Annotated in this window: 14 protein-coding genes; 5 read left to right on the plus strand and 9 right to left on the minus strand. The window is 54.9% G+C overall.

Going from position 1 to position 16,049, the window contains the following annotated elements; genetic code table 11:
* Positions 1 to 54 precede the first annotated feature (54 nt).
* Genes AAH450_RS12665 through rbsK form a run of 3 tightly spaced genes read right to left on the minus strand, consistent with a single transcriptional unit; the run spans position 55 to position 3,327 of the window.
* Positions 55 to 1,074 carry an aldose 1-epimerase family protein gene (locus AAH450_RS12665; protein ID WP_342910545.1) on the minus strand — a complete coding sequence of 340 codons (1,020 nt, stop codon included), beginning with the start codon at positions 1,072 to 1,074 and terminating at the stop codon, positions 55 to 57.
* Positions 1,071 to 2,399 carry an L-fucose:H+ symporter permease gene (fucP, locus tag AAH450_RS12670; protein ID WP_342910546.1) on the minus strand — a complete coding sequence of 443 codons (1,329 nt, stop codon included), beginning with the start codon at positions 2,397 to 2,399 and terminating at the stop codon, positions 1,071 to 1,073. Before fucP ends, AAH450_RS12665 begins: the two co-directional genes overlap by 4 nt.
* A gap of 13 nt (positions 2,400 to 2,412) precedes the next feature.
* On the minus strand, positions 2,413 to 3,327 hold the full coding sequence (gene rbsK, locus AAH450_RS12675) for a ribokinase (protein WP_342910547.1): 915 nt from the start codon (positions 3,325 to 3,327) through the stop codon (positions 2,413 to 2,415).
* A 189-nt stretch (positions 3,328 to 3,516) separates the two neighbouring features.
* Between rbsK and deoC the strand changes: the two genes are divergently transcribed.
* Both deoC and deoR read left to right on the plus strand, forming a co-directional pair.
* A complete protein-coding gene (gene deoC / locus AAH450_RS12680; RefSeq protein ID WP_342910548.1) occupies positions 3,517 to 4,191 on the plus strand; it encodes a deoxyribose-phosphate aldolase in 675 nt (224 codons plus the stop codon).
* Between the two features lie 24 nt (positions 4,192 to 4,215).
* A complete protein-coding gene (gene deoR / locus AAH450_RS12685; RefSeq protein WP_342910549.1) occupies positions 4,216 to 4,986 on the plus strand; it encodes a DNA-binding transcriptional repressor DeoR in 771 nt (256 codons plus the stop codon).
* Between the two features lie 196 nt (positions 4,987 to 5,182).
* Here the strand turns inward: deoR and AAH450_RS12690 are convergent, their stop codons facing one another.
* Positions 5,183 to 6,130, minus strand: coding sequence for a 2-hydroxyacid dehydrogenase (locus AAH450_RS12690; protein WP_342910550.1), 948 nt, complete (start codon positions 6,128 to 6,130; stop codon positions 5,183 to 5,185).
* Positions 6,131 to 6,453: 323 nt separating this feature from the next.
* Here AAH450_RS12690 and ettA point away from each other — a divergent pair, with 323 nt between their 5' ends.
* Complete coding sequence (ettA, locus tag AAH450_RS12695; protein WP_342910551.1) at positions 6,454 to 8,121, plus strand: energy-dependent translational throttle protein EttA; 1,668 nt, start codon at positions 6,454 to 6,456, stop codon at positions 8,119 to 8,121.
* A 37-nt stretch (positions 8,122 to 8,158) separates the two neighbouring features.
* Here the strand turns inward: ettA and AAH450_RS12700 are convergent, their stop codons facing one another.
* Positions 8,159 to 8,557 carry a type II restriction endonuclease gene (locus AAH450_RS12700; RefSeq protein ID WP_342910552.1) on the minus strand — a complete coding sequence of 133 codons (399 nt, stop codon included), beginning with the start codon at positions 8,555 to 8,557 and terminating at the stop codon, positions 8,159 to 8,161.
* 239 nt (positions 8,558 to 8,796) lie between these two features.
* Complete coding sequence (locus tag AAH450_RS12705; protein ID WP_342910825.1) at positions 8,797 to 9,693, minus strand: LysR family transcriptional regulator; 897 nt, start codon at positions 9,691 to 9,693, stop codon at positions 8,797 to 8,799.
* Between the two features lie 97 nt (positions 9,694 to 9,790).
* Here AAH450_RS12705 and AAH450_RS12710 point away from each other — a divergent pair, with 97 nt between their 5' ends.
* Entirely contained in the window at positions 9,791 to 10,792 is a 1,002-nt protein-coding gene (locus tag AAH450_RS12710; protein ID WP_342910553.1) for a zinc-binding alcohol dehydrogenase family protein, read from the plus strand.
* A gap of 650 nt (positions 10,793 to 11,442) precedes the next feature.
* On the opposite strand, the gene nadR is transcribed toward AAH450_RS12710, so the two are convergent.
* The 3 genes from nadR to serB form a co-directional block, all read right to left on the minus strand.
* Entirely contained in the window at positions 11,443 to 12,669 is a 1,227-nt protein-coding gene (gene nadR, locus AAH450_RS12715; RefSeq protein ID WP_342910554.1) for a multifunctional transcriptional regulator/nicotinamide-nucleotide adenylyltransferase/ribosylnicotinamide kinase NadR, read from the minus strand.
* A 111-nt stretch (positions 12,670 to 12,780) separates the two neighbouring features.
* Positions 12,781 to 14,163 carry a DNA repair protein RadA gene (gene radA, locus AAH450_RS12720; protein WP_342910555.1) on the minus strand — a complete coding sequence of 461 codons (1,383 nt, stop codon included), beginning with the start codon at positions 14,161 to 14,163 and terminating at the stop codon, positions 12,781 to 12,783.
* 9 nt (positions 14,164 to 14,172) lie between these two features.
* Positions 14,173 to 15,150 carry a phosphoserine phosphatase gene (serB, locus tag AAH450_RS12725; RefSeq protein WP_318788710.1) on the minus strand — a complete coding sequence of 326 codons (978 nt, stop codon included), beginning with the start codon at positions 15,148 to 15,150 and terminating at the stop codon, positions 14,173 to 14,175.
* A 110-nt stretch (positions 15,151 to 15,260) separates the two neighbouring features.
* Between serB and AAH450_RS12730 the strand changes: the two genes are divergently transcribed.
* On the plus strand, positions 15,261 to 15,929 hold the full coding sequence (locus AAH450_RS12730; protein WP_342910556.1) for a YtjB family periplasmic protein: 669 nt from the start codon (positions 15,261 to 15,263) through the stop codon (positions 15,927 to 15,929).
* Positions 15,930 to 16,049 lie beyond the last annotated feature (120 nt).

Genomic DNA, 16,049 nt, shown 5'->3' on the forward strand with positions numbered 1-16,049 from the left:
TGTCGCGCTGTGAAGTTCTGAAAAAGGCTGCCGGTTTCCCTCACCGGCGGCCTTTTACGCTTCAGACAGCCCGGTTTCTACCCTGAAGCTCCGCTGTTCGCCTGGCTCTAAGGTAATCAGGGTGCCCGCCTTTTTCGCTGCACTGGCGCCTTCCGGGCGGCAGGTTGCCGGTAACACAAAGGCTGCCACCTGCTGGTCGCTATTATGCAGGATCCAGCGGGTGGCAAAATTGAACTGTGCCGTATCAAAGCTGGTGCTGAAGCCGTAGCCGTCAGGAGAATGCAGCGAAAAGGTGGCCTGCCTGCCGTACTGCGCCAGATTATCCGCAAAGAAGACGATCTCCGGATCGTACATTTCCGGACGCGTCAGGCCACCGAATGCCTGCGGGTCTTCCTGGAGTTGACGGGTATATTCCAGCCAACCCGGCGTGGGGTGGACGTGACCCGGAATGGATCTGCGCAGCTGGAACGCACTCTCCGGAATAGTCTGGCTGAAGGTGCCATTTTCTACATACGCATAATTCATATGGCACATGTACTGCAACGGCATGGCAGCACCAGAAAGATTGGTCACCGCCATGTCAATGATGACTCTTGGTCTTTCCGCCAGCAGCGTCACGCCCGGCAAAGCGCGATAATGGTGGCCAAAACCTTTGATATATTCCGCTTCTCCCCGCAGTGCAACACTCTCTTCCTCCAGCACCAGCCAGGCGCTGTCCATGCGCGCGCAGGCCATTTCACCGTGTAGCGGATGCTCGTCCTCTGCGCCAGGGCAGCCGTTAGCCAGCAGGCCGGAGTGAAATGCAAAGCAGCCATAGGTATCGATAATATCCTTACCGGGCAACGGCTGTTTAAAACCGCTGCCCATGGTCAGCCTGTGGCCGTCAAACACCGCGTCCCAGACCATCTGGCCGTAAAAAGGCAGCACTATAATAAAGCCCCGACTGTTTACCATCCGCACCGCTTCAATCCCTGAAGGATAACGGAACAGCTCAACCTTAAAATGGGCGTTATCCAGCAGCGTGCGCGGCGTGTCGCCAAACAGCGCCGGGCTTAGTGGCAGCGTAGTTTTCATCGTGCCTCCTCAGCCAGGCGACCAGGGGTGGCAACCGGCTGTTTTTTGTGGCGCAGTTCGCCCCAGAAATAGAAACCTACCCAGGCAAAACAGAGTAACGAGACGCCAAACGCCATCTGCATTGAACCCAGACGGTCAGAGACCAGCCCCTGTAGCGCCGGAACGAAGGCGGCCCCCACAATCGCCATCACAATAAAGGCACCCGCGACCTCAGTATATTTGTTGTCCACGGTGGAAAGCGTTCCCGCGTAGATGGTTGCCCAGCAAGGCCCGAACAGTACGCTGACGAAAACGGCGGCATACACAGCGGTGAAGTTTGGTACCAGCATCACATAGGCCAGCGTGATCACCCCAACTACCGAATAGGCAATCAGCACCTTTTCAGCGCGGAAACGGGTCATCAGGAAGTTGGCGACAAATTTACCGATAAAGAAACAGATAAAGCTGTAAATCATAAAGTTAGAAGCGTGGCGCTCGTTGGCCGCCCCCAGGTTCAGCGCCAGACGGATGGTGAAAGACCAGACGGCAACCTGCATCCCCACATAGAGGAACTGAGCAATAATCCCACGCCTGAAGTGGCGATTCTTAGCCAGGTAGCTAAAGGTTTCTCCCAGGCTCGGCAACTTTTTGCCGGCGCTCTGCGGCTTGCAGTGTGGGTAACGCGTCAGCAGGAACAACACCATCACCACCACTAAAACCATCACCAGATATTTATAAGGCTCCAGCGTGTGCTCCAGCATGCTCAGCCGGAACTGGTGCAGCTGCTCCGGGTTCATGCCCGCCATCTGGCTGTGCAGGCTGTCGCCATCCTGAAACACCAGATATTTGCCCAGCACAATGCCCATCAGCGCCCCTACAGGATAGAAGGTCTGACTGACGTTAAGGCGCAGCGTGGCGTGATCCCGATGCCCAATCATTGAGCTGTAGGTATTTGCTGCCGTTTCAAGGAAGCTCAGGCCAATGGCGATGGCGAAGATGGCCGCCAGAAACATGGTGTAAGTTGCCATGTGAGAAGCGGGATAGAAAAGCACGCACCCGACAATATAGAGCGCCAGGCCCAGCAGAATAGCGACCTTATAGCTGCTGCTGCGGATCACCAGCGAGGCCGGGATCGCAATCAGGAAATAGCCACCGTAGAAGGCGCTCTGCACCAGCGCGCTGGCAAAATCGCTGAGGGCAAACACGCTTTTGAACTGGGTGATCAAAATGTCATTCAGGCTGGCTGCGCATCCCCACAAAGGGAAGAGGCAGGAGAGCAGAATAAACTGCAACAGCGGGGTCTTATTTAAATAGCCATCAGGCTGCTGAACGATGTTCGGGTGCATAGCGGATCCTCAGTTAACGGGTGAGAAAACGGTGAAAGGTATCGGCATCGGGATAGGAAAGCTGGGTTCCCCGTCCGGTGACGCTGCAAGCGGCATAGGCGGAGGCAGACGCCATCGCCTTAGCCACATCGCCATGCTGGATCAGGAAGTGGGCAAAGCAGCCGATAAAGGCATCTCCCGCTCCGCTGGTATCCACAGCCCTGACCGGCGTTGGTTCAACGCGGTGGACTTCATCGCCATGCATCCAGACCGATCCCCGGCTTCCCAGGGTAATGATCAGGTTTTTCAGGCCGCGTCCCAGCAACATTTGCCCTGCCCTGATCACCTCCTCATCCGTACTGACAGGCAGGCCGGTGAGGATCTCCAGTTCGGTTTCGTTGGGCATGAAATAGTCGCACTGGCAGGCATACTGAATATCGAGATCCGCTACTGCCGGAGCAGGATTAAGGATCACCTGAATACCGTGCTGACGCGCAAAGTCGATGGCGTAATAGACCGTGGGCAGCGGAATTTCCAGCTGCAACACTATCAGCCGACAACGCTTCAGCGCTTCAGAGGCGGCATCGATATCCGCTGGCGCAAGATGAGCATTCGCCCCTTTGATAATCAGGATGCGGTTCTGCGACCGATCGTCAACAAAGATAGGCGCCACCCCGCTTGAAGTGCCTGCGGCAACGGTTACGTTGTCAGCGTTCACGCCAAACTGCCGTAAGTTTTTAACCGTGTTCTCCGCGAAAAGATCTTCGCCAACCTTGCTGACCATCATCACCGCCGCGCCAAGCTTCGCTGCCGCAACGGCCTGATTTGCCCCTTTGCCACCGCAGCCCAAAGCAAAATCGGGCGCTTCTAAGGTCTCACCGGCTTTTGGCATCGTGTTGGTATAGGTGATCAGGTCGACCATATTTGAGCCAATGACGGCAATATCCATGACATTTTCCCCGTGTAAATTTTCTTCATTAAATGTTGTAGAAATAACAATAACAATCATCTTGTGTTATTTTTGTGACACCCGTCTCAGCCTGAAAATCGCGTCATCAGAGTCATGATTGGAGATTGACGGCCAGCGTGAAATGTTATTATTTTAACAAAACACCCCATCTGCTGAGGAACTCCCCCCGTGCAAAACCTTGACTATGCCCGCTACATTGACCACACGCTGCTGGCGGCAAATGCCACCGTGCAGCAAATTACCGCCCTGTGCGAAGAGGCGATGGCCCATCGCTTTTACGCCGTTTGCGTCAATTCGGGTTATGTTCCGCTGGTGGCAAAAACGCTGGAAAACAGCGGCGTGAAAGTCTGTTCGGTAATCGGTTTTCCGCTGGGCGCGGGACTGACCAGCGCTAAAGCGTTCGAAGCTAAAGCGGCTATTGAGGCGGGAGCGGAAGAGATCGATATGGTGATTAACGTCGGCTGGTTACAGAGTGGCGAGATTGCCGCTGTGCAGGCCGATATCCAGGCGGTGCGCGAGGTTTGCGGCCCGATCCCATTGAAGGTAATATTAGAGACCTGCCTGCTCAGCGATGCACAAATCGTTCAAATCTGTGAAATTTGTCGCGCACTTAGCGTAGCCTTCGTGAAAACCTCCACCGGTTTCAGCACCGGCGGCGCACGCGAAGAACATGTTCGTCTGATGCAGCAAACAGCTGGTCCGGACGTGGCGGTGAAAGCGTCAGGCGCGGTTCGCGATCGTCAGACAGCCGATATCATGATCAACGCGGGCGCCACCCGCATCGGCACCAGTTCTGGCGTCGCTATCGTCAACGGCAGTCATCCCGCCGGCGAGGGATATTAACCGTTCTTTAAGGAGTGACTGACCATGGAAACCCGGCGCGATGAGCGCGTAAACAAGCTGTCGTCTGCGCTGAAGCGAACCGACAAAATCCACCTGCGGGAAGCCGCGCGCCTGCTGGGCGTCTCTGAAATGACCATCCGGCGGGATCTCAACGAACAGCCTTCGGCGGTGGTGTTACTCGGTGGCTACATTGTCAGTGACCCTAAAAACAGTCAGGGGCACTATTTTGTCACTGACCAGCAGGCGCACAACGTCGAGAAGAAGCGGCGGCTGGGGCAGCTGGCGGCTTCGCTGATAGAACCTGGCGACACGGTATTTTTCGACTGCGGCACCACCATGCCGTGGATTGTCGATGCCATTGATAACGAGTTAGCGTTTACCGCTATCTGTTGTGCCATGAATACCTTTCTGGCGCTGAAAGAGAAGCCAGCCTGTCAGGTTATCCTTAACGGCGGCGAGTTCCATGCCGACAACGCCATCTTTACCCCGCTGGGGCACGGCTCGGTAATGGACAGCCTCTGCCCCGGCAAGGCGTTTATCTCTGCCGCAGGGATTGATGCCGTTCAGGGGGCAACCTGCTACAACCTCAACGAGCTGCCGATGAAGCATCAGGCGATGCAGCGCGCCCACCACAAAATTCTGGTGGCAGACAGTAGCAAGTTTGGCAAAGTGCTGCCCGCCCGTATTGACGAGCTGAGCGCCTTCGGCACGCTGGTCAGTGATGAGGCGCCGCCAAAGGAGCTGACCAACAGGCTGAAAAATCTGGGGATTGAGCTGATTACGGCGCAGAAGTGAAGGCTTCAGGCTGGATCAAAGCTGCATCCAGCCGCGCTGCAAGGTGAGTGAAAATAGAGGTAACCAGCCGCGCAGCCTGCTGAACGGAACAGGTATCTGCGCAGCAACTGAATAAAATTTATATAAAATCCGAAGCGCAGCATGCGCAATGCCATGTTGTGCCTGCAAAAAATTATGCAGATTGCACCAACCCGCTTCAGACCCAACGGTTGAGGATCTCCTCCCCATCACGCAGGCGGCGAAGATTCTCACAGACGCCCGCTACGTTGCCATTCAGTGAGTTATCCGTAACGCCGCCAATATGTGGCGTGGCGATCACGTTGTAGTGAAACAGCGAATCCTGCGGGTCTGGCGGCTCCTGCCAGAACACATCCAGCCCCGCTCCCGCCAGGTGCCCCACCTCCAGCGCAGCCAGCAGCGCCTGTTTTTCAATCAGGCCGCCGCGTCCCAGGTTAATCAGGAAACTGCCCTGCTTCATCTGGGCCAGCGCCGTTTCATCAATGATATTCCGCGTCGCATCGTTATCCGGCAGGCTGAGGATCACAAAATCCGCCTCGCTCAGCAGCGCAGGCAGATGCATCATGTTGCCCAGCCAGTCCAGCTGATGCGCTTTGGCAAAACTCTGGTCGGCGGTTCTTTTCACGCCAATCAGGCGAACGCCAAAAGGTATCAGCCGCTTTGCCAGCGCCTTACCGATGCCGCCAAGCCCAACCAGCCCTACCGTTTTTCCCGTCAGCCCCATGCCAACCGGCAGGCCGAGCTGACGGGTAGCGATCATCTCCGGCAGTTCGCTGGCCTTGCGCGCCAGCCCAATCATCATCCAGATCCCCAGCTCGGCAACGGAGTCGGCATTGCCGGAGCTGTCTGAGGGCACATTCGCTACCTGTACGCCCTGAGCCTTTGCGCTGGCCAGATCCACCCCCTCCAGCCCGGCACCAGCCTGCTGGATAAGCCTGAGCCTGTCGGCGGTTTTCAGCAGTTCCGGCGTCACCTTCGCCATCCCTGGGATCAGCACATCATAGCCTGCCAGGCTCTCTGCGGCGTGGCCTACAGAAGCAGTAAACTCGACGTCAGGCAGCATCTGACGACACTGCTGAATCATCCCGCCCCAGGCACTCTCTTCGGCCGCTATCAGAACTTTCATCGGTATGCTCCTGCTTTATAAGGCAAAAAATTAGCATAATCTGCCCAGCTCAAAATTCAAACAGTTATCTGATAAATCCCTTTTTAACCCAAACGATGCGCATTGCAGAAAGAGAGCCTGCGGGCAGCTCACCGAAATTTGCCTTAAAGAAGGGATAAAATGACGCTCCTTAAGCCAGCCTGTTTGCAGCCTGAGATATGTCGGATATCGGGATAATCCGCAGGAGACGTCTGTGATTACCTGCCGAAACCAGCTAAACTTCGCTATCTGAGAGGGCACCCGCTGCCCCAATTAACACACAGACACCAAGAGGCTCATCCTACGTGGCTCAATTCGTCTATAGCATGCATCGCGTCGGCAAAGTCGTCCCGCCGAAGCGTCATATCCTGAAAAACATCTCCCTGAGCTTTTTCCCGGGTGCCAAAATCGGCGTACTGGGTCTGAATGGCGCAGGTAAATCCACCCTGCTGCGCATCATGGCGGGCATCGATAAAGATATCGAAGGGGAAGCGCGTCCACAGCCTGGCCTGAAAATCGGTTATCTGCCGCAGGAGCCACAGCTGAACCTGGAGCACACCGTTCGTGAATCCGTTGAGGAAGCGCTGGCGGAAGTGGTCGGCGCGCTGAAGCGTCTGGATGAAGTGTACGCACTGTACGCTGAAGAGGATGCGGACTTCGACAAGCTGGCCGCAGAACAGGGGCGGCTGGAAGAGATTATCCAGGCCCATGATGGCCACAATCTCAATACCCAACTGGAACGCGCAGCCGATGCGCTGCGTCTGCCAGACTGGGATGCAAAAGTGGCTAACCTTTCCGGTGGTGAACGCCGTCGCGTTGCGCTCTGCCGCCTGCTGCTGGAAAAACCAGACATGCTGCTGCTGGACGAACCGACCAACCACCTGGATGCAGAATCCGTGGCCTGGCTGGAGCGCTTCCTGCACGACTTTGAAGGCACCGTGGTGGCGATTACCCACGACCGTTACTTCCTTGATAATGTAGCGGGCTGGATCCTGGAGCTGGACCGGGGCGAGGGCATTCCGTGGGAAGGCAACTACTCTTCCTGGCTGGAGCAGAAGGATGCTCGTCTGGCGCAGGAAGCGTCAAGCGAAGCCGCCCGCCGCAAATCCATTGAGAAAGAGCTGGAGTGGGTGCGGGCCGGCACCAAAGGGCGTCAGTCCAAGGGCAAAGCCCGTCTGGCACGCTTTGAAGAGCTGAACAACACCGACTACCAGAAGCGTAACGAAACCAACGAACTGTTTATTCCACCAGGCGCACGTCTGGGCGATAAAGTGGTGGAAGTCAGCAATCTGCGTAAGTCTTATGGCGACCGCTTACTGATTGACGATCTGACCTTCTCGGTGCCGAAAGGGGCGATAGTCGGGATTATCGGTCCGAACGGCGCAGGTAAATCCACGCTGTTCCGTATGATGTCTGGTCAGGAAGATCCCGATTCTGGCAGCATCGTGCTGGGCGATACCGTTAAGCTGGCCTCTGTCGATCAGTTCCGCGACAGCATGGATAACAGCAAAACCGTATGGGAAGAGGTTTCTGGCGGCCAGGATATTATGCGTATCGGCAACACCGAGATGCCAAGCCGCGCCTACGTGGGCCGCTTCAACTTTAAAGGCGTGGATCAGGGCAAGCGCGTTGGCGAGCTTTCTGGTGGTGAGCGTGGTCGTCTGCATCTGGCTAAGCTGCTACAGGTTGGCGGTAACGTGCTGCTGCTGGATGAACCGACCAACGACCTGGATATCGAAACCCTGCGAGCGCTGGAAAACGCCCTGCTGGAGTTCCCCGGCTGCGCGATGGTTATCTCGCATGACCGTTGGTTCCTTGACCGTATCGCTACCCATATCCTCGACTATCAGGATGAAGGCAAGATCGAGTTCTTCGAGGGTAACTTTACCGAATATGAAGAGTACAAGAAGCGTACGCTGGGCGCCGAAGCGCTGGAGCCAAAACGCATCAAGTACAAACGTATGACCAAGTAATTTTTAAACGGCGGTGGAAACCGCCGTTTCTAATCATCTATATACGGGTCCAGTCAGGCACATTTCCTTCATGGCCCTCACCATTTCTTTTAATGAGAATGAAATGTAGATGCGCATTATTATCAAAACCAATTATAATATTATCTCCAACATGTGCCTTATTCATTATTTCGTTTGGCTTAAAATACAAACGATATTCCGATCTGGTAGGATGATTTTCTCTTGCCTCATACCAAGTCACCTCTGATTTTTGAGAAACATCCTCCCCACGTATTGAAAAATTTGCTTCAAACTCCTTTCTCTTATCTCCAAACATTTGTTTTAACTCAAAAACCCCATTAAATTCACGCTGATGCGACGAAGTTGGGTCTACCTCAACTTTAGTAAGAGTTTTGATACATGCTGGCGACAACCTTAATGCTTTGTGATTTGACATAAAAATTCCTTTTAGATCGACGGATGTCTTCTTAAGCCTAGAAGATTAAATTGAGAAAATTACATAATCAATTGAACACTTATCAACCACAGCATTAAAGTAAAAAAAACCAAAAATTTACATAAAAATAATTTTCGTTGCTATTAAAAAGTAAATATTCAATATAAAAATCGCACTCAATTAAAATGACACAATATCCTCTCTATAAATCAATAAAGTTGATTAATGAAAACCAACATTTATTGATAAAACTCCCGGAAAATGGGTGACTGCAAGGCGAAATCGATAAAGCGTGCCAGCGCGGGCGAGTTCAGCTTGCGGCTTGGGTAGACCAGCCACAGCTCGTTGCCTTCTACCTGCCATTCCGGCAATACCTGCATCAATCTCCCTTCCGCTACGATATCGTCGGTAAGAAATCTCGGCAGCAGGGTGATACCTGCATCGCCCAACGCGCACTCGCGTGCATAGACCAGGTTATCGGTCATATGGATGGGCGGCAGCAGCCAGCGGTAATACTCCTCTTCCCGCTTCAGTAACCACTCGCTCCATGCCCGATGGGCAATGCAACGATGCGTTGAAAGCTGCTGCGGATGAGTTAACGCTTCATGTTTGTCCAGATAACCTTTTGAGGCCACCAGCAGCCTCTCGCAGTAGCCGATGCGCCGTCCAATCAGCGAAGAGTCCTGCGGCTGACCGGTGCGCAGCGCCACATCGTAGCCCTCCTGCACCAGATCCCGTACCTGATCAGAGACGGAAACTTCAAGCGTGACGTCCGGATATTCCTGCTGAAAAGCCGCATTGAAGCGCGCCAGCAGCGTGGCACCAATCCCCGCCGGAGAAGTAATGCGCAGACGCCCGCTGGGATTATCCCGCAGACGTTGTATTGCCATGTTGGCGCGCTCGCTGGCCTGCATCATCTCCTGACAGTGCACCAGGTAGCGTTCGCCAGCAAAGGTCAGATTAAGCTGCCGTGTCGTCCGGTTGATCAGGCGAATGCCGAGAGCCTGCTCAAGCTGACTGATGCGCTGGCTGACACTGGACTTGGGTAATCCGGCGCGCTTTGCTGCCCCGGTGAAACTGCCACATTCGGCCACCAACGCAAACAGGGCCATATCCTGTAGCTGTTTAAACATGATTGTTCACCTGAAACGAACACTTCGTTAGTTATTGTACGGCTTATCATTAGTCCGCTTAGCTTCTACACTGAATATCACACCTTAAAGGAGAAGCGCCATGAGTATTAAAGCGATTGCTATCAATCCAGAAAAACCGCAGCAATTTATTGAAATTCAGCCGGAAAAACCGACGCCGGGGGAATACGATCTGCTGGTCGAAGTCAAGGCCGCTTCGGTCAATCCAGTTGATACCAAAGTCCATAAAGGCGCGCAAAAGAGTGGTCTGCAACAGCCCCGTATCCTCGGCTGGGATGCCAGCGGCGTAGTGCTGGAAGTGGGCAGCAAAGTCAGCGGCTTTAAGGCTGGGGACGAAGTCTATTACGCGGGAGATATTACCCGTCCGGGCAGCAATACCACGCATCAGCTGATCGATGCCCGCATTACCGGCCACAAACCTGCATCGCTGAACTGGGCGGAAGCGGCGGCAATCCCGCTGACGGCTCTGACCGCCTGGGAAGGCCTGTTTGACCGCCTGCAACTTGATAAGGTGGAAGAAGGAAAAACCTTACTGATTATTGGCGGCGCAGGCGGCGTAGGCTCGCTGGCTATTCCGTTTGCCAAACTGCACAGCAAAGTAAAGGTCATTGCCACCGCTTCCCGTCCGGACTCCGTACAGTGGTGTAAGGATCGCGGCGCGGATCTGGTGATCGATTACAAAGATATGGCTGGGGAGCTGGAGAAGCACGGCCTGAAACAGGTCGATTACATTTTCTGTCTGAATGACACCGATGGTCACTGGGAAACGATGGCGAAACTGATTGCGCCCCAGGGGCATATCTGCACCATCGTAGAGAATGAAAAACCACTGGAAATGAATGAGCTGAAGCTGAAAAGCGCCGCGCTGCATTTCGAGTTTATGTATACCCGCAGCATGTATAACACGCCGGATATCGCCCGTCAGGGAGAAATTCTGGAAGCCACCGCGAAGCTGCTGGATGCAGGGAAAATCACTACCACGCTGAACAAAACGCTACAGGGGCTGAGCGTGGAAACCCTGACTGAAGCCCATCAGCTGGTGCTGGAAGGCCATATGCGTGGGAAAGTGGTGATGGTTTATTAAAACACCAGGTAACGAGATGCCGCTCTGCGTTTGTTATCAAGGATAAAAACCAGGCCGGGAGGAAGGAAGAGTGGGCTATAACCAAAGGCTAAGCGGCATGGACGCCGCTTCGCAGCCCGCCGAGAAGGGTTTGAATTTGGTTTGAGTATCCCCATTTGAACAGTCATCACCCAAGCCTGAAGGAAGGAACAGTGGGCTGATAAGCAAAGGCTAAGCGGCATGGACGCCGCTTCGCAGCCCGCAGAGAAGGGTTTTGAATTTGGTTTGAGTATCCCCATTTGAACAGTCATCACCCAAGCCTGAAGGAAGGAAGAGTGGGCTGATAAGCAAAGGCTAAGCGGCATGGACGCCGCTTCGCAGCCCGCCGAGAAGGGTTTTGAATTTGGTTTGAGTATCCCCATCTGAACAGCCATCACCGAAGCCTGAAGGAAGGAAGAGTGGGCTGATAAGCAAAGGCTAAGCGGCATGGACGCCGCTTCGCAGCCACCAGGGAAGGGTTCACGGCGTCTTTGTGTTCAGCCCACTCTTCCTGACCCTGCCACCGGAACAGACAGACAACTTACTCTGTTACGGACGTCCTCTCACCCTGACCAAATCACCGGAACACAAAATAACGCACCCTGCCGGCAGCTTTACCGACAATAACACTGTTACGCGCCCAGCATCTCCTTCACCAGCTCGACACAGCGCAGGAAACGTTCATCGTAGCTATCCTGCTCAACGTGCACATAGCTGATGTTGTTCTCTTCCAGCATCGACACCAGCAGCGTCTGAAACTCTTTACGGTCCACCGAGCTGCCCAGGCTGCGCAGGCCATCCGCTACCCACGGCACGTTGTTCTCCACCAAAATCACCAGATCAAAGCGATACTCATCAATCAATGCCTGCACAAACGGGTGCTCACGCCCCTCATATTTCTTGCAGAACGCCTGGGTAGTGACGAAATCGGTATCGATAAAGGCAACTTTGTTGGCGTACTTCACTGCAAAATCGATGTACTGCGCCTGGCCCAGCGCGATCTTATCGTAGTCAGAATATTGCAGTGCCATCTCATCGCCGCCAAGATGCGAGAAGACATAATCGCGGCCAAATTCCCATGCGCTGGTTGTATTGAAGATATTCGCTAACTTATTGACCAGCGTTGATTTTCCGCTCGACTCGCCGCCCAGAATTGCCACGGTACGCACAAAGAACGGCTTGACCTCGGTGGGAATATATTCCCAGTAACGGAACGGATCCTGACGAATTTGCGCGCCGCTGATACTCATAAAAGATCGCTTGGGATCGATAACCACCGCCTCGATCCCCAGATGCTGCTGATACTGCGGCGCATCAAGCTCTTCGCTGGTATAAACCCGGTTCGGCACGATGCCGTGATTTTCCATAAAATCGTTGATGCCGCGGCTCCAGACATCCCAGCCATGCGGATAAGGCTCCATGCCCTCTTCGTTAAACGAATGGATACGGATGTTCTTCTGATATTTGAACGTCTGTAGCAGCCAGCGCAAGCGGTCGCTGATGGTGGGCTGTTGCGACATGGCGCTGGCTTCAAACAGCTGGCGGTCACGCCCCTCATCATAGCCCATGATGATATGCAGCTCGTCAACCTGGCTACAGGCGCGCTGGATCAGATAGATATGGCCGGTATGCAGCGGATAGAATTTGCCGAACACCACACCGATGGTTTTTTCGCGGCGGGGAAACTCCAGCCCCAGAAAACGGTGCAGGGCTTCCAGCTTCTGTGCGCTGGGACTTTTGATTTTGGCGTTAAGGAGCTGGCTGAGATAGCCTTTGGTCATGCCGCTGGCATCCGCAACCTGCTGCAACGTACACCCCTGCTGGCGGATAGCGGTCTTCAGATAATCGAACGTCGACATCAAATGCCTCCTGCATAACGGGCGGAACCGCGTCCGCCACTATGATGAAAATGCGCTTCAATAAGGCAGTGTTAAACCGGGCCAGGCTCCGGTCAAAACAGGCCGCAACCCTTAAAGATCTTCCAGGATTGCCAGCGCATCGGCCAGTTTTTTCACGCCATAGACCTTCATGTTTTCCGGCGGTTTTTTCGGCACGTTAGCAGCCGGTACGATGGCACGACGGAAGCCGTGCTTCGCCGCTTCAGAGATTCGCTCCTGCCCGCTCGGCACCGGGCGGATCTCGCCTGCCAGTCCCACTTCGCCAAATACCACCAGATCATGAGGTAAAGGGCGATCGCGCAGGCTGGAAACCATCGACAGCATCAGCGCCAGATCAGCACTGGTCTCCGTGACCTTGACGCCGCCGACCACATTCACAAACACATCCTGATCGGCCATTTGCAGGCCGCCGTGACGGTGCAGCACCGCCAGCAGGATCGCCAGGCGGTTCTGCTCAAGCCCCACCGCTACGCGTCGGGGATTGCCCATCATAGAATGATCTACCAGCGCCTGAATCTCTACCAGCAGCGGGCGCGTTCCCTCCCACAGCACCATCACCGAGCTGCCGGAAGTGACCTCCTCGCCGCGGCTGAGGAAGATAGCAGAGGGGTTGCTGACTTCCCGCAGCCCCTGCTCCGTCATGGCGAAGACACCCAGCTCATTCACCGCACCAAAGCGGTTTTTATGGCTGCGCAGCGTACGGAAGCGGGAATCCGCATCGCCATCCAGCAGCACGGAGCAGTCGATGCAGTGCTCAAGCACCTTCGGCCCGGCCAGCGAGCCATCTTTCGTGACGTGACCCACCATCACTATCGCCACGCCCCGGGTTTTTGCAAAGCGGGTCAGATATGCAGCCGTTTCGCGCACCTGCGCCACGCTGCCTGGCGACGACTGGATATCGGCCATATGCATCACCTGAATGGAGTCGATCACCATCAGTTTCGGCTCTTCCTGCTCGGCGATCTGACAGATCTGCTCGATGCTGGTTTCCGAAAGCATATTAAGGTTTGCCGTCGGCAGACCCAGACGGTGCGCACGCATCGCCACCTGCTGAAGCGACTCTTCGCCGGTGACGTAGAGCGTTTTCATGCCCTCGGCGAGTTTGCACAGGGTTTGCAACAGCAGGGTACTTTTACCGGCACCGGGACTTCCCCCGATCAGAATGGCACTGCCCGGCACGACGCCGCCGCCCAACACGCGGTCAAATTCTTTAAAGCCGGTAGAAAAGCGCGGAAGTGCTTCAAGGCTGATTTCAGAAAGCTTCTGCACGCGGCTGGGGCCTGCGCTGCCCGCATAGCCGGAGAGGCGCTCGTTACGCGCCACAACAGGAGAAGCCGCTAAACGCACTTCCGTAATGGTGTTCCAGGCGTGACAGGCGCTGCATTGCCCCTGCCAGCGTGGATAATCGGCGCCGCATTCGTTACAAACAAAGGCGCGTTTTACCGCTTTGGCCAAATTGGTTCCTTAACGTTCTTCGTGGATCAGGCTGCCGCTGAGAATGCAGAACACGCCCATTAAATCCGCATGGCGGATGATCACTTCGGTTTGTTCATTAACTTTCGGCTTGGCGTGATAGGCAATGCCAAGACTGGAAGCCTTAATCATCAGTAAATCGTTGGCGCCATCACCAATGGCGACGGTTTGATCGGCTGCAATTTCAAAGCGTTTTGCCAGTTTATGCAGCGTATCCGCTTTATATTTTGCATCAACGATGTCGCCCAGCACTTCGCCGGTCAGCTTACCGTCGCGAATTTCCAGCACGTTGGCGGCAATCGCAGAGAGGTGCAGCTTATCCCGCAGGTACTCGGCAAAGAAAGTAAAGCCACCGGAAGCAATCGCCACGTGCCAGCCCAGCGCCTGCAACTTGTGCACCAGTTCGGTCAGGCCAGGCATCAGCGGCAGCGCATCACGCACTGTACTAAGGATAGTGGCATCCGCATCTTTCAGCGTGGCGACCCGCTGACGCAGGCTGGCGGCGAAATCCAGCTCTCCGCGCATTGCCCGCTCCGTCACCTCTGCCACCTGCTCACCGCAGCCAGCGAGTTTGGCTATTTCATCAATGCATTCCACTTCAATTGCCGTGGAATCCATATCCATCACCAGCAGGCCCGGCGTTTTCAGATGCGGGATTTTGCCCAGCGGCGCCACATCTAACCCGGCCTCGTGTGCCAGTTGCATAGCCCGTGGCGTGAGTGAACCGGCCAGGCGTACCACGTGATACTCTTCAACGCGCCAGGCGCTGACAATCACCATCGCCGCACCTAACTGATGCTGAAGCTTTGTCAGGCTCTCTTTTGTCAGTTCGCGCCCGTACAGAAGCCAGCCGGTGCGGCCAGCGCGGTAGTCCAGCGGCATCACTTCATCGCCACTGAGAGAGAGAGGTAAACCCGGCCAGAGAGAGATATCGGAGGGCAGATCGCACCAGGTCAGACTATTTGGCATTACAGCTCCTGTAGGGACATATTAACCACGCAAGAGGCTACCTTGTCAGCCCCGCTTCTGGCAACATAAAGCTAAGAGCCAGGGGAGTTAGTTAAGCGTGAAGGGTAAAGATGGCAAAGGCCAAACTTAAATTTCGTCTGCATCGTACGGCAATCGTGCTGATCTGCCTCACCTTACTGGTGATGTTGATGCAGGGTGCCTCGTGGTTCAGCCTCAGCCATCAGATGGCACGATCTGAGCAGGTGGATGAGCTGGCCCGCACCCTTACACGGCAGGTGGCCTTCAGCCTGACGCCGCTGATGGAAAACAGCGACGACAATCATCAGAAGATCAGCGATATCATCACTCAGCTGACCCAAGACAGCCGTATTCTGGATGCCTCGGTTTATGACGATGACGGCACGCTTTTAGCGCACAGTGGCGAAACCATTAACGTGCGCGACCGGCTGGCGCTGGATGGACAGCGTGCAGGCAGCTACTTCAACCATCAGCTGGTGCAGTCGCTGGACAGCGCAGAAGGCCCGCGCGGTTTCCTGCGTGTGACGCTGGATACGCATGTGCTGGTAACGGAGTCCAAGCAGGTAGATAACACCACCAACATCCTGCGGCTGATGATGCTGCTGGCGTTGGCTATCGGTATTATTCTGAGCCGAACCCTGCTGCGCGACCGCCGTACCCGCTGGCAGCAGTCACCCTTCCTGCTGACGGCCAATAATCCGGTAAAAGAAGATGATGATGAAACAGCCGAAGAGGCGGCTCCGCCAGCTGATAAGCCCTGAGTCAGCGCGCTGAACAGATCCTTATAACTTAATCCGTTGAAAATAAATTAAAGATAAGTGGCGACGCGCAGAGATATCAACAGATAAGCGGGCAGGCCTGAGAGGCCAATTCTGGCCGGA

It is taken from the genome of Erwinia magellanica (assembly GCF_039023495.1).
Classification (GTDB): Bacteria; Pseudomonadota; Gammaproteobacteria; order Enterobacterales; family Enterobacteriaceae; genus Erwinia.